This is a genomic window from Pseudomonas sp. JZ114 (assembly GCF_051027705.1).
Lineage (GTDB): Bacteria > Pseudomonadota > Gammaproteobacteria > Pseudomonadales > Pseudomonadaceae > Chryseomonas > Chryseomonas luteola.
Window position 1 is genome coordinate 4,005,321 of the sequence record NZ_CP069256.1, and the last position, 21,546, is coordinate 4,026,866.

Annotated in this window: 16 protein-coding genes and 1 tRNA gene; 10 read left to right on the forward strand and 7 right to left on the reverse strand. The window is 56.8% G+C overall.

The annotated features are described in order from the left end of the window. Positions 1 to 106 precede the first annotated feature (106 nt). The 3 genes from dgcA to JQR90_RS18790 all read right to left on the reverse strand — a co-directional run bounded on the left by dgcA (position 107) and on the right by JQR90_RS18790 (position 3,881). Positions 107 to 2,167: a dimethylglycine demethylation protein DgcA gene (dgcA, locus tag JQR90_RS18780; protein WP_407362532.1), complete on the reverse strand. Its 2,061-nt coding sequence runs from the start codon at positions 2,165 to 2,167 to the stop codon at positions 107 to 109. 59 nt (positions 2,168 to 2,226) lie between these two features. Then, positions 2,227 to 2,757, reverse strand: coding sequence for a DUF5943 domain-containing protein (locus JQR90_RS18785; RefSeq protein ID WP_074827213.1), 531 nt, complete (start codon positions 2,755 to 2,757; stop codon positions 2,227 to 2,229). A 146-nt stretch (positions 2,758 to 2,903) separates the two neighbouring features. Further along, the gene (locus tag JQR90_RS18790) at positions 2,904 to 3,881 is read right to left on the reverse strand and encodes a dipeptidase (protein WP_010796208.1); all 978 of its coding nucleotides are present in this window, start codon (positions 3,879 to 3,881) and stop codon (positions 2,904 to 2,906) included. Between the two features lie 589 nt (positions 3,882 to 4,470). On the opposite strand from JQR90_RS18790, the gene JQR90_RS18795 reads away from it, so the two are divergent. Beyond that, positions 4,471 to 4,719: a hypothetical protein gene (locus JQR90_RS18795; protein ID WP_010796209.1), complete on the forward strand. Its 249-nt coding sequence runs from the start codon at positions 4,471 to 4,473 to the stop codon at positions 4,717 to 4,719. Between the two features lie 18 nt (positions 4,720 to 4,737). On the opposite strand, the gene JQR90_RS18800 is transcribed toward JQR90_RS18795, so the two are convergent. Further along, complete coding sequence (locus JQR90_RS18800) at positions 4,738 to 5,838, reverse strand: GlxA family transcriptional regulator (RefSeq protein WP_010796210.1); 1,101 nt, start codon at positions 5,836 to 5,838, stop codon at positions 4,738 to 4,740. A gap of 1,410 nt (positions 5,839 to 7,248) precedes the next feature. Between JQR90_RS18800 and JQR90_RS18805 the strand changes: the two genes are divergently transcribed. The 5 genes from JQR90_RS18805 to betB all read left to right on the forward strand — a co-directional run bounded on the left by JQR90_RS18805 (position 7,249) and on the right by betB (position 12,628). Then, positions 7,249 to 8,184: a choline ABC transporter substrate-binding protein gene (locus tag JQR90_RS18805; RefSeq protein WP_010796211.1), complete on the forward strand. Its 936-nt coding sequence runs from the start codon at positions 7,249 to 7,251 to the stop codon at positions 8,182 to 8,184. Between the two features lie 88 nt (positions 8,185 to 8,272). Then, complete coding sequence (choW, locus tag JQR90_RS18810) at positions 8,273 to 9,115, forward strand: choline ABC transporter permease subunit (protein WP_010796212.1); 843 nt, start codon at positions 8,273 to 8,275, stop codon at positions 9,113 to 9,115. After that, positions 9,115 to 10,350: a choline ABC transporter ATP-binding protein gene (gene choV, locus JQR90_RS18815; protein WP_010796213.1), complete on the forward strand. Its 1,236-nt coding sequence runs from the start codon at positions 9,115 to 9,117 to the stop codon at positions 10,348 to 10,350. Before choW ends, choV begins: the two co-directional genes overlap by 1 nt. 194 nt (positions 10,351 to 10,544) lie before the next feature. After that, the gene (betI, locus tag JQR90_RS18820; protein ID WP_010796214.1) at positions 10,545 to 11,138 is read left to right on the forward strand and encodes a transcriptional regulator BetI; all 594 of its coding nucleotides are present in this window, start codon (positions 10,545 to 10,547) and stop codon (positions 11,136 to 11,138) included. Positions 11,139 to 11,155: 17 nt separating this feature from the next. Continuing rightward, positions 11,156 to 12,628 (forward strand): betaine-aldehyde dehydrogenase, encoded by a 1,473-nt coding sequence (betB, locus tag JQR90_RS18825; protein ID WP_434140230.1) that lies wholly within the window; start codon positions 11,156 to 11,158, stop codon positions 12,626 to 12,628. Here betB and JQR90_RS18830 read toward each other — a convergent pair. Then, positions 12,610 to 12,744 (reverse strand): hypothetical protein, encoded by a 135-nt coding sequence (locus tag JQR90_RS18830; RefSeq protein WP_256205514.1) that lies wholly within the window; start codon positions 12,742 to 12,744, stop codon positions 12,610 to 12,612. The two genes, betB and JQR90_RS18830, sit on opposite strands and share 19 nt — an antisense overlap. Between JQR90_RS18830 and betA the strand changes: the two genes are divergently transcribed. The 3 genes from betA (at position 12,743) to JQR90_RS18845 (ending at position 16,023) form a co-directional block, all read left to right on the forward strand. Beyond that, positions 12,743 to 14,467 (forward strand): choline dehydrogenase, encoded by a 1,725-nt coding sequence (gene betA, locus JQR90_RS18835; protein WP_010796216.1) that lies wholly within the window; start codon positions 12,743 to 12,745, stop codon positions 14,465 to 14,467. The two genes, JQR90_RS18830 and betA, sit on opposite strands and share 2 nt — an antisense overlap. Positions 14,468 to 14,496: 29 nt before the next feature. Further along, positions 14,497 to 14,572, forward strand: a tRNA-Thr gene (locus JQR90_RS18840). Positions 14,573 to 15,087: 515 nt separating this feature from the next. Continuing rightward, positions 15,088 to 16,023: a DUF808 domain-containing protein gene (locus tag JQR90_RS18845; RefSeq protein ID WP_010796218.1), complete on the forward strand. Its 936-nt coding sequence runs from the start codon at positions 15,088 to 15,090 to the stop codon at positions 16,021 to 16,023. Positions 16,024 to 16,498: 475 nt separating this feature from the next. Here the strand turns inward: JQR90_RS18845 and JQR90_RS18850 are convergent, their stop codons facing one another. Together JQR90_RS18850 and JQR90_RS18855 are read right to left on the reverse strand one after the other, a co-directional pair. Then, positions 16,499 to 16,744 carry a hypothetical protein gene (locus JQR90_RS18850; protein WP_010796219.1) on the reverse strand — a complete coding sequence of 82 codons (246 nt, stop codon included), beginning with the start codon at positions 16,742 to 16,744 and terminating at the stop codon, positions 16,499 to 16,501. Between the two features lie 108 nt (positions 16,745 to 16,852). Continuing rightward, the gene (locus JQR90_RS18855; RefSeq protein ID WP_434140231.1) at positions 16,853 to 20,329 is read right to left on the reverse strand and encodes an acyl-[ACP]--phospholipid O-acyltransferase; all 3,477 of its coding nucleotides are present in this window, start codon (positions 20,327 to 20,329) and stop codon (positions 16,853 to 16,855) included. Between the two features lie 153 nt (positions 20,330 to 20,482). Here JQR90_RS18855 and JQR90_RS18860 point away from each other — a divergent pair, with 153 nt between their 5' ends. Then, positions 20,483 to 21,244 (forward strand): helix-turn-helix domain-containing protein, encoded by a 762-nt coding sequence (locus tag JQR90_RS18860; protein ID WP_010796221.1) that lies wholly within the window; start codon positions 20,483 to 20,485, stop codon positions 21,242 to 21,244. Positions 21,245 to 21,546 lie beyond the last annotated feature (302 nt).

Genomic DNA, 21,546 nt, shown 5'->3' on the forward strand with positions numbered 1-21,546 from the left:
TTACCCATCCTCAACATGTCAGGCGGTACCTAAACCGCGGGTAGCCCTCGTGGTGGGTCAGACTGCTCTGCAGCTAACCCACCCTGCGGTTCGCAAAGGCGCGTACTTAAAAGTCCTTGCACAGCCGCAATGCGTCGTAGATTGCGGCGTGGGTGTTGCGCTGCGCCACGCAGTCCCCGATGCGATACAGGAGATAACCGCTACCCTGCTCATTCAAGGCGGGTTGTGGCTCGATAGCGAACAAGGCCTCGATATCGATCTGGCCCTTGTTACGCGAACCGTCCTTCAGCGCGTAGTACAAGGTCTCGTCCGGTCGCACGCCGTTCTCGATGACGATCTGATCGACCACCCGCTCCTCCTTGGCGCCGGTGTATTCGTTTTCCAGTACGGCAATCTTCTTGTCGCCCTCGGGATACACCTTTTCCAGCATGAGATCGCCGGTCATGATCACCTCCTTCGGGTAGAGGCTGCGGTAGTAGGTCGGGAACGTGGTCCCGCCAATGGCTACGCCCGGTTTGATGTCATCGGTGACGATTTCCACCTGTGCGCCTTTATCGGCCAGATAATCAGCCGCCGACATCCCGGAAAATTCGCAAATGGTGTCGTAGACCAGCACGTTTTTGCCCGGCTCGACCTTACCGGAAAGAATGTCCCAGCTGCTGACGACCAGGCCTTCGGCCGCGCCCCAATGCTCGTTCTGCTCCATGAATGGATGACCGCCATTGGCCAGCACAACGATGTCCGGACGCAGATCCATGATCGTGTCAGGATCAGCCGCCGTCCCCAGCCGCAGGTCGATATTCAGGCGAGCCAGCTCCAGTTGATACCACCGCGTGATACCCGCGATCTGGTCGCGCTGAGGTGCCCGGGCCGCGAGAGTAATCTGCCCACCCAGCTGCTCCTGCTTTTCGAACAGGGTCACGTCATGCCCCCGCTCAGCCGAGACGCGGGCCGCTTCCATTCCCGCCGGGCCGCCGCCGACAACGACTACCTTGCGCTTGGGCCCGGTGGATTTCTCGATGATGTGCGGAACCCCCATATATTCACGACTGGTTGCGGCGTTCTGAATGCACAGCACGTCCAACCCCTGGTATTGACGGTCGATGCAGTAGTTGGCGCCAACACACTGGCGAATCTGGTCCACCTGTCCCATCTTGATCTTGGCGATCAGATGCGGATCGGCGATGTGGGCACGGGTCATACCGACCATGTCCACGTAACCGCCCTCAAGGATGCGTGTCGCCTGGTTCGGATCCTTGATGTTCTGCGCATGCAGTACGGGCACGCTGACCACATCCTTGATACCGGCCGCCAGATGCAGGAACGGCTCCGGCGGGTAGGTCATGTTGGGAATCACGTTGGCCAAGGTATTGTGGGTGTCGCAGCCAGAGCCGATCACGCCAAAGAAATCCACCATGCCGGTGTCGTTGTAATACTTGGCGATCTGTTTCATATCGTCATGGGTCAGGCCGTCCGGGTGGAATTCATCACCACAGATCCGCATGCCGACACAGAAATCATCGCCGACCTCGGCCCGTACAGCCTTGAGCACTTCCAGGCCAAAGCGCATACGGTTCTCGAAGCTGCCGCCCCATTCATCGGTACGCTTGTTCACACGGGGCGACCAGAACTGATCGATCATGTGCTGGTGCACAGCAGACAGCTCTACACCATCCAAGCCACCCGCCTTCGCCCGGCGCGCGGCCTGGGCAAAATTACCAATTATCCGCCAGATTTCCTCCGGCTCGATGGTCTTACAGGTAGCGCGATGCACAGGCTCGCGGATACCGGACGGCGACATCAGGGTTGGCCAGTGACCACCGTCCCAACGGGAACGGCGACCCATGTGGGTAATCTGGATCATGATCTTGGCGCCGTGCTTGTGCATGGCATCCGCCAGGTTCTGAAAATGCGGAATGATGCGGTCGGTAGCAAGGTTTACCGAACTCCACCAGTGCTGTGGACTATCGATCGCCACGACTGAGGAACCGCCGCAAATGGCAAGGCCAATGCCGCCCTTGGCTTTTTCTTCGTAATATTTGACGTACCGTTCGGTCGTCATGCCGCCATCAGTGGCATACACCTCGGCGTGCGCCGTGCTGAGTACGCGGTTGCGAATCGTCAGCTTGCCGATCTGGATTGGTTGGAACATTGCTTCAAAGGCCATCACGGCACCTCATCTCAGCGAATTACGCACGGTCGGTCTTGTTATCGTTCATTGCGCCGTTACAGCGGCTTCACCACGAAAAGGCCGTCGTCATGGCCCTCTTCCGCCCCGCTGTACACCTGCTCGGCCACGGTACGGACCGCGCTGCCTCTGGCGGCAAGGATCTGGTCCATGGCCCCGGCAAACCAGCCGGTAAACATGTAATCCACCTTGCGATTAACCTTGCCGTACACGTAAACGAAGGCGGAGTGCCGCAGCCGAACCTGGGCCGTACCGGCATCCACGTCGATCTGCTCGATATCGAAGAGTCCCCAGCCGCGCTGGGAGAGGCGCTTCATGTAGTGCTCATACACCTCGACGCCAACCAGTCCATGGCACTCGGCCTCTTTCTCGCACCAGTGCCAGGCGGACTTGTAGCCAGCCTTGTAAAGAATCTCGGCATACTTCTCTGCACCGAGCACCTCTTCGATCCCCATGTGGTTATTGACGAAGAAGTGACGCGGTACATACAGCATGGGCAGTGCATCGGTGGTCCAGACGCCGGTTTCGTCGTCGACCTGGATTGGCATTTCGGGAGCATGTGTGGCCATGGTGAAACTCCAAACGAATGTGCTTGTGTAGGGTGGGCTACGCCGCGGTACGGTTGATCCACCCTACCGGTGATCGTCGAAGATCAGTGCAGGCTGAATCAGGTCATGGCAGGATCCAGCCGCGGATCTTCAAGAAATGAAATGACTTACTCGCCCCACACCTCGCTGAGTACCCTTACCCAGTTCTCGCCCATGACCTTGCGCACAGTGCGCTCGGACATGCCTCGCTTGAGCAGCGTCTCGGTCAGGTTGGGAAATTCGCCTACGGTGCGGATGCCCAGGGGATTTACGATCTTGCCGAAGTTGGTTAATCGACGGGCGTAACCCTTGTCATGGGTGAGGTATTCGAAGAAGTCCTGGCCGTGGCCTTGGGTAAAGTCGGTACCAATGCCGATGGCGTCTTCGCCAACGATATTCATCACGTACTCAATGGCTTCGGCATAATCATCGATAGTGGATTCGATGCCCTTGGCCAGGAACGGCGCAAACATCGTAACGCCCACGAAACCACCATGATCGGCGATGAACTTAAGCTCTTCGTCGGACTTGTTGCGTGGATGCTCCTTCAGGCCGGACGGTAGGCAGTGGGAATAACAGACCGGCTTTTGGGATTCGAGAATGACTTCTTCAGAGGTCTTGCTGCCGACATGGGACAGGTCGCACATGATGCCGACGCGGTTCATTTCGGCAACGACCTCGCGGCCAAAACCGGACAGACCGCCGTCGCGCTCATAGCAACCTGTGCCTACCAAGTTCTGGGTGTTGTAGCACATCTGCACGATGCCTACGCCCAGCTGCTTGAAGATCTCTACGTAGCCGAGCTGATCCTCAAAGGCATGGGCATTCTGAAAGCCGAAGATGATGCCGGTCTTGCCTTGAGACTTGGCCTTACGGATGTCAGCGGTGGTGTAGACCGGCATGACCAGGTCACTGTTTTCGCGCATCAGCTTCTTTTGCGCCGCGATGTTGTCCACGGTCGCCTTGAAGCCTTCCCAGACCGACACGGTGCAGTTGGCTGCCGTCAGCCCTCCCTTGCGCATGTCCTCAAAGAGCTCACGGTTCCATTTGGCGATGATCAGCCCGTCGATAACGATGCTGTCGGCGTGCAGTTCAGTGGCATTCATCAGGGCAGCTCCCAGGTTTCGCGACGCCGGATCATGTGCCGACGCTTTGAAAGGAGCATATCCCTCAGGTTTTCTGCGCTATCGCGTAAAAACGACAGGGGGATTACCAGAAGCGTCAATGCGCGTTCAACAGGCAGTAACGGCTGGCCACCCCATGCCTCTAGCGCCAGCCAAAAGCCGGGCAGACGCCTGGAGCAGAACGCTCCAGTTGCAGACGAAAGACGGAAAAGCGAAAAAATGTCGAAAAAAAACCCCGCAGTGCCTTAGCAAGCACGCGGGGTTAAAATGCCCTGTTGGGCCTCAGTGTGTTTCGTCCAGACCAAGCGTAAGGGCGCTTTTCCCGGAAATTCGAGGAGCTAAGCCGCTCAACCCGACAAGAAGCGCTACTTTAGCAGCACCTTCCCAAAACTACCCTGTGACATATTGCCCCTCCCTGACGCCATTAGACTTTCGTTTTATTACAGACAAGTAACCATCAGGCGCTCTGCTTGCCGGAAAGCGACCTGCGCGTATCCAGTACCGTCTTGTGCACTTGCCTTGCCATTGACCGCTGCCAAGAATCGGTACGGGACTTAACGGAGGATTCGTCATGATGCATGCAGACCTAATCGACCAGGACGACTTCAGGGACCGCCTGATTGCACTGGGTATCGCCGTACCGTCGGGTACTACGCCCGAGCAAGCCTGCCAGCAGGCGCTATGCGGGCTGAACCCGGAACGGGTCACAGCCCTGCGGCGTCTGGTCGAAGAACTCCTGTCAGGTCATGCGACACTATTACCGTCCGTTCGCGAAGCTATTGCTCGTCAGCTGCTACCTGCCCTGGCCCAGCATCGCTAGGCCAGGGCAGCACGTCTATCAGCCAAGCCTTACGCTGGCAAACGTCGATTCTCCTTGCGCCTGACTGAGCGCGGCCAGGGCCGAGGATGTCGGGAGTAAGGCCAACTCCTGCGGAACCGGCACCAGCATCACAGGCTGCCCCATCGATACGCCCTGCCGCTCATCACGCGGGGGAATCCCAAAATACTCCCGGTAACACTTCGAGAAGTGCGGCGTGGAAACGAATCCGCATACCGATGCCACTTCGATGATGGACATGGTGGTCTGTTTGAGCAGTTGTCTGGCTCGAATCAGGCGCAGTTTCAGGTAATAGCGCGACGGCGAACAGTGCAGGTATTTCTGGAATAAGCGCTCCAGCTGGCGACGCGACACATTCACGTAGACGGCCAGCTCGTCGAGGTCAATGGGCTCCTCCAGGTTGGCCTCCATCAGCGCGACGATTTCCTGCAGCTTGGGTTGATTGGTGCCCAGCATATGTTTGAGCGGCACACGCTGATGATCCTGCTCGTTGCGGATACGTTCATAGATGAACATTTCAGAAATCGCGGCGCACAATTCGCGACCGTGCTCACGGCCGATCAGGTGCAGCATCATGTCCATGGGAGCCGTACCCCCCGATGACGTGAAGCGGTTACGGTCGATGGAGAATAGCCGCGTCGTCAGTGATACACGCGGGAAGGCTTCCTGCATGGAGGCCAGCATCTCCCAATGCACGCTGCACTCGTAACCATCGAGCAGCCCGGCCTTGGCCAGCGCCCAACTGCCCGTGCAGACAGCGCCCAGCTTGCGGCCCTGCCGTGCCTGCGCCTGCAGCCAGCTCACATGTTCCCGCATGACGCTTCGCTGAATGCCCACACCGCCACACACGATGACCATGTCCATGGCCGGTGCAGCCGCGACAGCACTGTCCGGAGTAATTTGCAGGCCGTCACTGGCCTGGACCGGACGGCCATCCAGGCTGAGCGTAGACCAGCGGAACAGCTCACGACCCGACAGCTGATTGGCCATCCGCAGTGGCTCTATCGCCGACGCCAGTGAGATCAGGGTGAAGTTGTCCAGCAGCAGGAACCCGATGGATTGCGGAACACGGTGTTGTGGCTGACTTTGATTCAATGACATTGGAACGCCCTCTTCACGCTAAGCCCGGTATGGCCTCATCGAGGCTCTTTTTATCGTCGTGAGTCGTGTCCAGCTGCTGACGGAATCACCCGTTGTCACGGGATGTAACATCGCCAGGCCGTATGACCTTGGATAGAGGCTTCGCAAATGTCATGCCTACCTTGAACAGCCATTCAATTAAAAAGAAAGAAAATGCTTGGCAAAGCGGTTCCGAGGCTGGTAGTGCCAAAGGCCATCAGTGACCGATGGGTCATGGCAGGCTGTGTCCGTGTGCAAATCCGTAGCAACTCGCAGAGCTGGCTTGTGTGGAAAAAGATTTCTACAGTAACAAAGGGCAGATCGAATTTTCGCTTTCTGCCAAGCAGTCCCCTGCACAAAGATGCGCCAAAAGGTGGCAAAGCTTTCCCGGCGTGTGCAAATTCAGTTCAGGCTCACTAATTACCCACGGATCGCATTGCGGTGACGCTCATTACTTAACGTGAAATCCCCCTCAAAAAGCATATCTATTCCTTTTAGGCCGCCCCGGTAATCAATAAAAAGGACTATTAACTGTCCTATCGCCTACAGCCCCTATAGGCCATGGTCTGCATGTCTTTAGCCTGTACACGTAGAGGCAAAAACAGCGTTTGGGACATAACAGGCGCAGCAACAGGTTGCAACATTGTCGGCTGCCTGGATGTTGGGTAACCTGAATGACTGAGCATGGCGACCGGCCATCTCGCAAGACGCTATCTCTGTTTCGAGCACGGCTTGCCGGCTCGATGAAACTGGATGAACCAGACAGCTTGGCTGCCATGGCTATTAGAACGATAAAACTACTCGGCACCGAACCGGGCACCTTCTCGCTTTACCTTTGCGCCAATTCCAGGGCAGAGGTCGCCGTCGCTTTCCCGTTAGAAACCGGAAATGTCCAGGCATGCTCCCTTGGTTACAGGGAAGCGCTCGCGCTTTGATGCGTGAAACCTGGGTTTATCAGGCAGGCCGCTCAGGTGCCCTGCCTCTTACCGGTAGATCCTCTCCCTTAATGAATGGATTCTCTCTCATTCGTGAGGTCACCCAGAAGGCGAAAGTCCTTACCTCTGGACCGCTTTCCGCCGCCTCAGGCACGGCCCTTTCCGGCCGCCCTGTTTCACCCGTTGTTTTAACGAACACTCCGATCATGAAATTGCCGCGGTCAGGGCCTGCCATACGGCACAACTGTGCTGGCTACGACGCCTCGACCTCTGGTTACGACGCCGCCTGCACTGGATGCGACGTGACTGGTAGGCGGTTGATGAACGATCGGTTACAGATAACCCATCACGCAGCGGAGTACATCGGCCTGACCCTTGCCGAACCACGCCCGTCTGCCACGATTTGCTGCCCTGCGCCTTATGCATGCGCGGCAGCATCAGGAAGGAGACATTCACCATGAAAGGTTGCAATGCGTTACTACTGGCCCTGAGCTTAGGCGCCCCGCTTATGGCCCAGGCGGCCGAGCCCGAGTCCTGCGCCACCGTTCGCTTTGCCGATGTCGGCTGGACCGACATTACCGTCACTACCGCCGTAACGTCCGAAATCCTGCAGTCGCTGGGCTACAAGACCAAGACCAACATGATCTCCGTTCCTGTGACTTACAAGTCGATGCAAAACAAGGATATCGATGTCTTTCTGGGTAACTGGATGCCGAGCATGGCGGCCGATATCAAGCCCTACAGCGACAACGGCAGTGTCGAAACCCTGCGCGCCAACCTCGAAGGGGCCAAATACACCCTGGCAGTCCCGGAATACGTGTACGACGCCGGTGTGAAGACCTTTGCCGATATCGTCAAGAATGCCGACAAATTCGGCGGCAAGATCTATGGCATCGAGCCGGGTAATGACGGCAATCGCCTGATTCAGAGCATGATCGACAAAAATGCGTTCGACCTGGGCAAGTTCAAGATGGTCGAGTCCAGCGAAGCGGGCATGCTCTCCCAGGTTCAGCGCGCCGAGCGTCGTAAGCAGTGGGTCGTCTTCCTGGGCTGGGAACCGCACCCCATGAATACCCGATTCAAGATGAAGTATCTGGGAGGCGGTGACGACTACTTCGGCCCCAACCTGGGCGGCGCCACGATTTACACCAATGTGCGCAAAGGCTACGTCCAGGAATGCCCGAATGTCGGCAAGCTGCTGACCAATCTGAACTTCTCGCTAGGTATGGAGAACCAGCTCATGGATGACGTACTCAATGGAGGTAAGACGCCGGAGGCCGCCGCAAAAGCGTGGCTGAAGGCAAATGCCCAGGTAGTGGACACCTGGCTGGCCGGGGTGACGACTCGAGACGGCAAGCCCGCCTCCGAAGTCATGGCCAAGCTCACGCAGTAACCACCCCAACGACCTGGACAGCCCGGCCGCTAAAGGCGGGCTATCCAGGTCGCTGGATTGTTGATACTCAACTCCAGGGATTTTATCTATGTTCCTTACCGACCATAAGCTCCCGCTGGGGCAAGCCATTTCCGATTTTGTCGACTGGCTGATCATGAACTTCTCGGGATTCTTTGACCTGATTTCCGATGCCCTTTCTACCGTCATCTCAAGCACCACGGGAGCCCTGCTCTGGTTCAACCCCCTGGCCCTGACCGCGATCCTTGTGGTGTTGGTCTACCTCATTCAACGCAGCCTTGCCCTCACGCTGTTTGCCGCCGCCTCGCTACTTTTGATCATTAACCTGGGATACTGGCAGGAGACCATTGAAACCCTGTCTCAAGTCATCTTTGCCACCCTTGTCTGTATCGCCATTGGCGTGCCGCTGGGTATCGTAGCGGCCCATAAACCCTGGTTCTTCGCCACATTGCGTCCGTTGCTGGACTTGATGCAGACCGTGCCGACGTTCGTGTACCTGATCCCCACGCTGACCCTGTTCGGCCTGGGCGTCGTACCCGGCCTGATCTCTACCGTAATCTTTGCGATCGCCGCCCCGATCCGCCTGACGTGCCTGGGCATTCAGGACGTTCCGGAAGAACTCATGGATGCCGGTAAAGCCTTTGGCTGTTCCCGCTGGCAACTCCTGACACGGATTGAGCTGCCCCATGCCATGCCCAGCATTGCCGCGGGTATCACGCAATGCATCATGCTGTCGCTCTCGATGGTAGTAATTGCCGCACTCGTAGGTGCCGACGGCCTCGGCAAGCCTGTGGTGAACGCTCTGAATACGGCAGATATCGCCCTAGGCTTCGAAGCGGGCCTGGCCATCGTACTGCTGGCCATTCTGCTCGACCGTGTCTGCAAGCAGCCCAATGCCAGAGGAGAACACTGATGAGCGCAATCCGTTTCGAGAATGTCGACGTCATCTTCGGCAAACAGACCAAACAGGCCGTCGAGCTGCTGGACAAAGGCCTTGGCCGATCCGAAATCTTCGAGCAGACCGGCCAGGTACTGGGCGTAGAAAATGCCTGCCTGGAAATCCAGAAAGGTGAAATCTGTGTCCTCATGGGGCTGTCCGGCTCAGGCAAGTCCAGCCTGCTGCGCTGCATCAACGGCCTTAACACAGTCAGCCGCGGTCGCCTGCTCATCGAGCACAATGGCAGCGAAGTGGACATCGCCAATTGCTCGCCCTCAACCCTGAAGGAAATGCGCACCTCCCGCATCGCCATGGTGTTCCAGAAATTTGCCCTTATGCCCTGGCTGACTGTTGCGGAGAATGTTGGGTTCGGCCTGGAAATGCAGGGCCGCTCCACGGCCGAGCGCAAGAAAATCATCGATGAAAAGCTGGAGCTGGTAGGTCTTACCCAGTGGCGCAACAGCAAGCCCTCCGCCCTTTCAGGCGGCATGCAGCAGCGCGTCGGTTTGGCCCGTGCCCTCGCCATGGACGCCGACATTCTCTTGATGGACGAACCTTTCTCCGCGCTCGATCCGCTGATCCGCCAACAACTGCAGGACGAGCTGCTCGCCCTACAGAGCAAGGTCAACAAGACCATCGTATTCGTCAGCCACGACCTGGATGAAGCGCTCAAGCTCGGCACCAATATCGCGATCATGAAAGACGGACGCATCATCCAGCATGGCAAGCCCGAAGATATCGTGCTCAATCCGGCAGACGACTACGTACGAACCTTCGTAGCCCATACCAACCCGCTCAACGTGCTATGCGGTTATAGCCTCATGAAGCCGATCGAACAGTGCCGCCGCGAAGGCAATGAACTCTGCCTGGACAGCACCCGTGACTACTGGGCCAGCCTGAGCGATGCACGCAACGTCAAATCACTGCGGCGCAGCGGCGACAGTGTCAGCGTACAGCGCTGGGCGCCTGGCGAGCCGGTCGAAGCGCTCAAGCGTCAGCCTACCCTGGTCGACGCCAGCATTCGGATGCGCGATGCACTCGAGATCCGCTATCACACCGGCAACAAGCTCATCCTTCAGCAAAACGGCTGCGTGGTAGGCATTCTGGGAGACACCGAGCTCTATCATGCGCTGTTGGGTAAAAACCTGGAGAAAAGCCATGAGGAGTCCGAGGTGACTCCTCTCCCGACCGCCTTTTCCCAGGCCGGCTGACCCGTGACAGGCCGCCCCACCCGGGCGGCCTTAATGCCTCTGACATAGATCGGCTTAGCCGTCCCGAGCCTAGTAAACACAGGCTTAGGGCTAGCACTCACACGTCCCGGGCTTTTTATTGATTGATCGTTCAATTAAAAAACAGTAGACTGAAGGCAACTCAGGTGATGCGTGAATGCGAGGAGATAACCGCAATGCCAAAAGTCGGCATGCAACCTATCCGTCGTTCCCAGCTGATTGCTGCCACGTTGGAAGCGGTTGACGAAGTCGGGATGAGCGAGGCGAGCATCGCCCTCATTGCCAAGAAGGCCGGTGTATCCAACGGGATCATCAGTCACTACTTCCAGGACAAAAATGGCCTGCTCGAAGCGACCATGCGCCACTTGATGTCAGCGTTGCGCACTGCGGTTCGCGAGCGTCGCGCCACGCTGACTGATAACAGCCCGCGCGCCCACCTGCGCGCCATTATCGAAGGCAACTTCGACGACAGTCAGGTTAACGGTCCGGCCATGAAGACCTGGCTGGCCTTCTGGGCCAGCAGCATGCATCAGCCGGCCCTGCACCGCCTGCAACGCATCAACGATGCACGGCTGTATTCGAACCTGTGCTGTGAATTCCACAAGGCGCTGCCTGCACAGGAAGCCCGCCGTGCCGCACGCGGTCTGGCCGCAATCATCGACGGTCTGTGGCTGCGCGGTGCCCTGGCGGGTGGTGAATTCGACATCGACGAAGCGCTGCGCATTGCCTTCGATTATCTAGACCAGCAGCTCGCCCGTGCGGCCGACTGAAAAGGGAGAGAATCATCATGACCCAGCTCGACACTCAAAAGCTCTATATCGGCGGCGGTTACGTCGATGCCACCAGCGGCAAAACCTTCCAGGCAATCAATCCGGCCAATGGCGAGGTCATCGCCAACGTACAGCAGGCCAGCCGGGAGGACGTTGATCGCGCCGTGGCCAGTGCTGCCGAGGGCCAAAAGGTCTGGGCCGCCATGGCGGCCATGCAGCGATCCCGCATTCTGCGCAAGGCCGTGGATATCCTCCGTGAGCGTAACGATGAGCTCGCCGCCCTGGAGACCCTGGATACCGGCAAGCCGCTGACCGAAACCCAGGCCGTGGACATCGTGACCGGTGCCGACGTGCTTGAATATTACGCGGGTCTGATCCCCGCACTGGAAGGCGAACAGATCCCGCTGCGCGATACCTCGTTTGTCTATACCCGCCGCGAGCCGCTGGGCGTGGTCGCAGGCATTGGCGCCTGGAACTATCCAATCCAGATTGCCCTGTGGAAATCCGCCCCAGCCCTGGCCGCCGGTAATGCCATGATCTTCAAGCCCAGCGAAGTCACTCCCCTGACGGCGCTTAAGCTGGCCGAGATTTATACCGAGGCAGGTGTGCCCAATGGCGTGTTCAATGTGCTCAACGGTGCTGGCGCCGAAGTAGGCGTAGCCCTGACCGAGCACCCGGGCATCGAGAAGATTTCCTTTACCGGCGGCGTGCCCACAGGCAAGAAGGTTATGGCCAGCGCTGCCGGCTCGACGCTCAAGGAAGTCACCATGGAGCTAGGCGGCAAGTCGCCACTGATCATTTTCGATGACGCCGACCTCGACCGTGCGGCCGATATTGCCATGATGGCCAACTTTTTCAGTACCGGTCAGGTATGCACCAACGGCACCCGCGTCTTTGTGCCCAGCGCGCTCAAAGAACGTTTCGAAACCAAGATCCTGGAGCGTGTACAACGCGTTCGTCTGGGTGACCCGCAGGACCCAAACACCAACTTCGGCCCGCTGGTCAGCACCGCTCATATGGAAAACGTTCTGCGTTATATCGAGCATGGCCGCAGCGAAGGTGCGCGTTTGCTGTGTGGTGGTGAGCGTGTTACCACCGGCGAGTTCGCCAACGGCTGTTACGTCGCGCCAACTGTCTTCACAGACTGCCGTGATGACATGACCATTGCCCGCGAAGAGATCTTTGGTCCGGTCATGAGCATTCTGGCGTACGACACCGAGGAGGAAGTAATCCGCCGCGCCAACGACACCGAATACGGTCTGGCGGCGGGTCTTGTGACCAAGGACCTCGCCCGTGCTCACCGTGTGATCCATCGTCTGGAAGCCGGTATCTGCTGGATCAATACTTGGGGCGAATCTCCGGCCGAGATGCCTGTCGGCGGTTACAAGCACTCCGGCGTAGGCCGCGAAAATGGCCTGGTCACCCTCGGCAACTACACCCGCATCAAGTCCGTACAAGTTGAGCTGGGCGACTACGCCTCGATCTTCTGAATCGCATCACCGTTACCCGTAGGGTGGGTCAGCCGACGCGCATGACCCACCGCTTTCGCGCGAGCCGCTGCGTCACGCAGCCAATCTCGACGCCCTTTACGGAGGAGTGCCACCATGGCTAAAGAATTCGATTACATCATCATCGGTGCCGGTTCTGCCGGTAACGTTCTGGCGACCCGTCTCACTGAAGACAAAGACGTCACCGTCCTGCTGCTGGAAGCCGGTGGCCCCGACTATCGCCTCGATTTTCGCACCCAAATGCCCGCCGCCCTGGCCTACCCGCTTCAGGGCACCCAGTACAACTGGGCTTACCAGACTGACCCCGAACCACACATGAACAACCGCCGGATGGAATGCGGCCGCGGCAAGGGCCTGGGTGGCTCTTCGCTGATCAACGGCATGTGCTACATCCGCGGTAACGCTATGGACTTCGATGGCTGGGCCAAGCTTGACGGTTTGGAGGACTGGACATACCTCGACTGCCTGCCCTACTTCCGCAAAGCCGAGACACGTGACGTCGGCCCGAACGATTATCACGGCGGTGACGGTCCGGTATCCGTGACCACCTCCAAGCCCGGCGTGAACCCGCTGTTTGAAGCCATGATCGAGGCAGGTGTACAGGCGGGTTACCCCCGCACGGAAGACCTCAATGGTTATCAGCAGGAAGGCTTCGGCCCGATGGACCGTACCGTGACGCCCAATGGCCGACGTGCCAGTACCGCCCGTGGCTATCTGGATCAGGCAAAGGGTCGCCCCAACCTGACCATCATCACCCATGCCACCACGGACCGCATCCTGTTCAGTGGCAAGCGCGCCATCGGTGTTGCTTTCCTGGAAGGCAACAGCAGCGATATCACCACCGTGCATGCCAGTCGTGAAGTGCTCCTGTGTGCAGGCGCCATCGCTTCGCCACAGATTCTTCAGCGCTCCGGCGTAGGTGCAAGTGACCTGCTGCGTCAGTTCGATATCCCCGTCGTGCACGATCTGCCCGGGGTTGGCCAAAACCTGCAGGACCACCTGGAGATGTACCTGCAGTACGAGTGTAAGCAGCCGGTCTCTCTGTATCCGGCGCTGAAGTGGTACAACCAGCCCCAGATCGGTCTGGAGTGGATGCTCAAGGGCACCGGCATTGGCGCCAGCAACCACTTCGAGGCAGGTGGCTTTATCCGCTCCAGCGATGAATTCGAGTGGCCGAACATCCAGTACCACTTCCTGCCGATCGCTATCAATTACAACGGCAGCAATGCCATCGAAGCCCACGGCTTCCAGGCTCATGTGGGCTCCATGCGCTCGCCGAGCCGGGGTCGCGTTCACCTGAAATCACGCGATCCGCGCCAGCATCCCAGCATCCTTTTCAACTACATGAGCACCGAGCAGGACTGGCAGGAATTCCGTGACAGCATTCGTCTCACCCGCGAGATCATGCACCAGCCAGCGCTCGACCCCTATCGCGGTCGCGAGCTGAATCCAGGCGCGGATTGCGTAACGGATGCCCAGTTGGATGAGTTCGTGCGCCAGCATGCCGAAACGGCCTACCACCCCTCCTGTACCAACAAGATGGGTACCGACGACATGGCTGTTGTCGACGGGCAAGGCCGCGTCCATGGCCTTGAAGGCCTGCGTGTGGTGGATGCATCGATTATGCCGCTGATCATTACTGGCAACCTCAACGCCACCACCATCATGATTGGCGAAAAGATTGCCGACCACATCCGCGGCCGTCAGCCTCTGGCCCGTAGCACCGCCTCCTATTACATGGCAAACGGCGCTCCGGTACGCCAAACACCGGCTCGAAGTGAAAAAAAAGAAAATAGAGCAAATTCACCGGTTTACAACTGATTTAGAATCGTTATAATGCGCCCATTGATGCCGGTATAGCTCAGCTGGTAGAGCAACTGACTTGTAATCAGTAGGTCCCGAGTTCGATTCTTGGTGCCGGCACCATCAAATTCAAAGGCTCGCAGAAATGCGGGCCTTTTTCTTTTACGCTTGAAAAACCCTTGCGCCAGAACGCTTGGTTTACCTCTTTGCAAACAGAGGCGAAACATTCTGTTGCATCTTAACAATGCTATACATCCATCTGTTGAAACCTCGACTCACTCCGGGACTCAGGTCTATTGAGACAAGAGAAGAAGAGAGGTAAACGATGGCTAAGGCATTGATGAAATTCCTGAAAGCACCTACCGACAGAGGCGTATTCGACTGGTTAGGTGATATGGAAGGACGCCTCGAATAACAGCTCCTAATCAGCGAGATGTTATTCAGCCCGCTGGGAGCAGGTCGCACGCAGGAATGGCCGCACCTCTCCCAATCAGCCTCGCCTCCCCTACTTCAGTTTCTTGATCAGCTTCACCGCCCGGCTCCCTTATACTGGTGCCGCTTCGCTATCAAGCAGGCTCCAGAGTCGAACCTCGCCCGGTCGCGCGCTGGAAGGACATCTAACTTGAAAGGAAACCATTGTGGCAGCAGGTAGTTTTTTTGCACTTTTCGATGACATCGCCACGGTACTGGACGATGTCTCCGTCATGTCCAAGGTGGCTGCAAAAAAGACAGCCGGCGTATTGGGTGATGACCTTGCACTCAATGCGCAACAAGTAACTGGAATCAAGGCAGAGCGAGAGCTGCCTGTGGTCTGGGCCGTAGGAAAAGGCTCACTGATCAACAAGGCCATTCTGGTCCCCGCTGCGCTGCTGATCAGCGCCTTTGCACCGTGGCTGGTAACACCGCTCCTGATGCTAGGTGGTGCGTACCTCTGCTTCGAGGGTACAGAAAAGCTTGCGCATAAGTTTTTACCTTCTCATGGTCACGATTCTTCAGAGCACGTAAAAGCTGTCGCTGATCCAAACATTGACCTTGTGGCCTATGAAAAGGAAAAGATCCGCGGAGCGGTTCGAACAGACTTCATTCTGAGCGCGGAAATCATTGCCATCACCCTGGGTATCGTGGCTGAAGCGTCACTCATGCAACAAGTCGTGGTCATGTCACTGATTGCCATAGCCATGACTATTGGCGTCTATGGATTGGTCGCCGGTATCGTAAAGCTGGATGATCTTGGGCTGTATCTATCCAAGCGCGGCGGCTCGGCTGTACAGGCAATCGGGCGAGGCCTTGTGAATGCGGCTCCGATGCTAATGAAGGGGCTATCCGTTGTCGGAACGATTGCCATGTTCATGGTAGGCGGTGGCATTCTGACCCATGGCATCCCGGCTCTTCATCATCTGATTGAAACCCTGGAACACGTGGCTGCAGGCGTACCGGCAATAGGCCCTGTTCTAGGCGTACTAACGCCTACGCTGTTCAATATTGTATTCGGCATCCTGGCCGGTGCAGTGGTCATGATAGTGGTCGGCATCGCCAGCAAGCTGTTTCGTCGCAAACCGTCCGCTAGTCATTAAGCTCCGCCCGATCATAAGGCAGAACAGCGGTAGGCCCAAGTGGCATAACCACTTCGGCCTACCGTTAGCCTTCGCCATGAACTGCAAAGGCTGCGTTCATTTGTCAATGGCCGCCTAGCCCTATTGGAAGACTCAGCCCACGCCGTTTCTTGATCTCTGCTACGGCGGCTGCCAAGCCATGAAAGACGCCAGGATCCAGACTCAGCTACTGACACAGCACAACGATATATAAACAACACTGGAAGCGTACGACAAAGCCTACATTGAGCGCGCCAACTCTATCGTCACCTGCGTTAAGACCAGCCATAGGTATGACAGGCGTGGTATCAGGAGCTGGCAGGAGAAACAGGAGAGGAGGCTTTGACAGGAATTGAAAAGACGATTGGAAGAGGACAGTTAAAATGATTTTCAATCCTATCCATGCCTTATTTATGCCGCTTGCACAACGTTACCACCCCCATCTCAAGGGTTATACTCAGCCCTTGCGCAGCCTATCCAGAATCTTCTGTGTCTCCCGCTCTGCCTTGGCTTCGCTCGAAAGCTCTTTGGCCAGTATGCTCAATACCAGCATCAAATTGCCTCGACCTTCCTCGCTCAATACGTCCCACTCTTCAATCAGGGTCTCGAAAAGCAGGGCGCCTGTCATCGAGGGGCTGAAATCAGGTAGGTCACCTGAATCAATGGCACGAGTAACAATAGCGATCAGTTCTTTTTCGTTCATCAACAGCTCTCATGATGTTGGGCGAATACGTTAGAGCCTGATAGACAGCTATTGAGGCTCTAAAATACAAAAGGCCTGCATAAGCAGGCCTTAGCGTTAACGCGGAGCTTACTCAGAAGCACTGGCCTCCACGGCGGAAGTCAGCGCAAGCTTTTTGGCCGAGGCAATATCTGCCTTGCCGGAGCCTAGCTTAGGCAGCGCATCCACGTGAATCCAGGTAGAAGGCACCATGAGCGGGTTATAACCTGCTTCAAGCATGCGCTTTTCCAGCGCACCGGTGTCCAGAGGCTGCTCATGGAGAATCACTATGCGCTCGCCTTTCTTGGCATCCGGCACGTTGACAGCCATGACTTCGATTTCGGGGTTGTCGATCAGCTTGATGAGAGCCTGTTCAACAGAGCCCAGGCTAACCATCTCGCCCCCGATTTTCGCAAACCGTGAATACCGGTCCACGATGGTCAGGAAGCCATCCTCGTCCAGTCGTCCCTTATCGCCCGTCACGTACCAACGTACGCCGTCAAGTTCATGAATGGCGCTGGCTGTTTTGGCAGGATTGTTCAGGTAGCCCTGCATGACCTGAGGGCCGCCGATAAGAATCATGCCTTCTTGGCCTGTAGGTAACTCTTCAAAGCTTTCTGGATCAACGATCTTGAGACTGGTACCAGGTAACGGCATCCCTACTGTGCCCTGTTTACCGCCGCACTGTACCTGCATATAGGCTACATCAATGGCGTCCGGCAGGTTGACCGAGGCGACAGGCGCCGTTTCAGTCGCACCGTAGCCCTCATAAATCTCCTTGTTGAATTTGAGTTTGAAGGACTCGCGGACATCATCACTGAGCTTTTCGGCCCCTGCGACGATGATGCGCAAGCTGTCCAGCATAAGCGGGTGCACCTTGCGGTTACGGGTAAAGAGCCGCAGGAAGGTGGATGTGCCGCACATGATAGTGGCACGATACGTCGTGACTGCCTTGGCAATGCCCATGACATCGGTCGGGTCCGCATGGCAGACCATTGGCAGCCCTTCGATCAATGGCAGGAACTGTGTAACCGTCAAACCAAACGCATGGAACAGCGGCAGCGAGGCCATGACAACGTCGTCATTCTCAGTATTGAGCACATCGGATGTCTGCTTCAGGTTCGCCATGATATTACGATGACTGAGCATGACCCCCTTAGGCGCACCCTCACTGCCACTGGAGAACAGAATGGCCGCGGTTGCCTCAGGATTGTGCGCTCGACTCAGCAGCGGCCGCAGCATCCAGACAGGCAATAGGCGGATCGCCAGCCAGGTTGCCGCAAGCTCGGTCTTGCTGAACTCCTGTCGCATATCTTCCAGATAGACAACACGGCGCCCTTCCAGTACAGCCTTGACCGGCAACCCTCGCTGCTCGAGCTTTTCGACGAAACGCTTGGAGCTATAGACCGTTTGTATGCCGGCCTGCTCCAGTGCTGAGCGGAGGGCCTCCTGACTTGCCGTATAGTTGAGATTGACCAGCGTCTTGCCGGCCAGCAGGGTTGCCATATTAGCCAGCACACCACCGGCACTGGTCGGTAGCAACAGCCCTACGTTCTGCTCTGGGCTGAGCTTGGTGATACGACGCGCCATGGCACTGCTGGCGGCAAGCGCCTGAGCTGCCTTCATTGGCTTGCCGAGGCTGTCGGCAATCGTCAATTGCCCACTGCGACGCTTAACGGTTTCGATCCAGGCATCGGCCAGAGTTGGCAGGTCTTCCATATAGATCTGCCAAGAGCGAATGGTCTGGTCGAATATCCGGCGCTTGAGAACATCGGCAGGCGTGTCTTTGGGCAAAGTCTTGCCAAAGGCGACGACTACAGAACGGTGCAAAGGTGAGTCGCGCAGTTCCTTCAGCTTGCTGGACGAACGGGAGAACTGACTACCCCACAGACCACGCAGATAGAACGGTACGATCAGTACATCCGCATTGGCCTTTTCACATGCACGCTCGTAGCCCTTCCGAAACTCACCCAGCTGACCGTTGCGGCTGATGGCCCCTTCCGGGAATAGACAAACCACCTCACCGGCATTGAGTAATTCTGCTACCTGCTCCAGCGCCTGGGCAGCACCGGCACCCGGCTGAATAGGAATACAGCCCAGAGATTTGAAGAACCAGCGCATGAACCACAGGTTGTAGATATCCTTGAGCATCACGAAACGAACAGGCCGCGGGCAGGCAATCTGCACAATCGCCCAATCGACCCAACTGATGTGATTACCCAGCAACAATACACCGCCCTGCGCCGGCAGGTTTTGCAGGCCATGCACCTCCACCTTGTAATGACGGGTCATGAAAAAGCTGAGCAGAAAGCGGACCAGGCTCTGCGGCAACTTGCCTACGGTGTAAGCGCCACCTATCAACGCAACCAAGGCAATCAGGCCCAGCAGATAGCGACTATCGACGCCTAGCAGTGCAAAAACTGCCGTCAGGATCAGAAAGCCTAGCATGGACAGGTTCTGTATCCAGTTGCTAGCGGCAAGTACTGTTCCCAATTCCTTTTCAGGCGCGTGGAATTGAATCAGCGCGTTGAGCGGTACGATGAACAGGCCGCCCATCACACCGATGAAAACAAAGTTGAGCGCATGAGAGAGCGGTGAATCCAGCAGCAGCAAACCGCCCAGCCCCACGGCGATACCCAACGCCCCCAGCGGAACAAGGCCAGTCTCGATGCGATTGCGCGACAGGCTGCTTGCCAACGCCGAACCCAGCGCAATGCCGATACCGCTGCAGGCCAGGATGCCCTGGACGACCAGAGTATTACTGACGCCCAGACTGTCCTTGGCGTAGGACGGAAAGGCTGCCAGCATGACCTGCCCAACCGACCAGAATGTTGCCAGCCCAACAATGGCTAGGCGAATAACCGATTGCGCCTTGACCGTTTGCAGGTTTGCTACAGCCGCACGACCATGGATGTAATCCTGCCAGTTAAAGGGTCGGCTGGAGGCGGGTACTTCCTTGCCAGGCAAGCAGTACAACAGCGCCAGCTCAATCACGCTATTGATTACCAGAAGCCATCCGAGCGGGGCGATATCCCGCAGCATCTCGTCAGCTGTTTTCGACTCAGCAGAAAGGCTGCCTTCAAAAAGAGCGGTAAAGACAAACGTACCAGCCAATATCGCTACGATCGAAACAGCTTGAACCAGGCCATTGGCCTCAGCGAGCCGCGCCTTTCCAAACAAGGTCTTGATATAGCCGTACTTGGCCGGTGAGTAAAACGTAGCCTGTACGGCAAGCAGCAGCGTCATGGCAAACGCCAGCCAAAACCAGCCGGCATAGTACGACCAGGTAATCAGTCCGGTAATCCCGACAGCCGCCCAGGCTGATAGCCGCATGACGGATAGCTTGCGAAAGGTATCCGCCACATAACCGGAAGGGCTGAATAAGAGAATGAAAGGCAGAAGCATCAGTCCATTGACCAAGGCCGTCAGCACAATCTGAGTAGAGCCGTTATAGATTTTGAAGACGGTATTCTGAATGATGATCTTATGGCCCAGATCGACGAATGCGTTCAGAAAGATCGCGATCAGATAAGGCCAGGCGCCCGATAGTCGGTGCAGTTTGTCCATAACAAGCCTCTGGAGCGGGATGGAAGTGCAGGCAGACTGCCGGGGCCCTTCAAGATCCGCAACTAAAATACAAAACGTAGCGTTAAGAGATGTCTTAGGTATTAATTTTCGATACTTTTGGCCGCCATTACCTTTTCCTTTCGAGATGCCGAGATGGCCCAAGTTTCTTCCCTGATCGAAACCCTGAAAAAACAGCTCAAGGCACACGGTAAGACGTATGCCGATGTGGCAGCGGCACTTGACTTGAGCGAAGCCTCGGTCAAGCGTCTGTTCGCAGAAGAAAGCTTTACCCTGCAGCGCCTGTCACTTGTATGTAATGTGATCGACATGGACATTACCGAACTCGTGCAAGCCATGTCCGTGCAGCAGCGACAAACCGATGAGCTGAGCGAGGCCCAGGAGCAGGAGATTGCCAGCAATGGCCTGCTCCTACTCGTAGCCGTGTGCGTGATCAACGGCTATAGCTTTACCAACATCATTGAGCAGTATCAGCTGACAGCCGCCGAATGCACCCGATTACTGGTACGGCTGGATCGTTTGAAGCTTATCGAATTGCTGCCCAACAATCGCATCAAGCTGTTGATCAGCCGAAATTTTCGCTGGCGTCCGGGCGGTCCGATCCAGCAACTTTTTCAGGAGCAAGTCGCCAAGGATTTCTTTCACTCACGCTTCGAGGGTGAGTCGGAGCAACTTCTGGTCTTCAACGGCCTGCTATCACGCGCGGGAAATGCACAGTGGCAACAAAAGCTTCAGCGCTTGGGGCGAGAATTTAACAACCTGTGCGAGGAAGAGGCAGGACTGCCCATAACGCAGCGCTTTGGCACCACAACCGTTCTGGCAGTGCGGCAATGGCGCTACGGGCTATTCGAACGCTACAGCAAGCGCTCAGCCGAAGAAAAGAAGCCTGCACAATGAGAGGCCCCGGTAGTTTCTACTCTATTTCCCAAGCTTGATACAAAAGTTTGACTATTTTATGGGCAAGTTCAAATATCCAAAACATAGAGATACCCAACCTCGGCTATAACTTGACGCCCCTCCTCTACTTTCTAGACTTCGGGATGGCGCTCTGAAATCGTCTGTATTGTTTAGTGCCATCTGTACCAGGGTCACTGTTTCTAGGATCGACCCGCCACTTCGTCAGAGAAATTCTGATTTACAGCAGTGTGCGTAGCCATCGGAGCGCCCGCTCCAGACGCGTCTTCCGCCTGACGTTCATG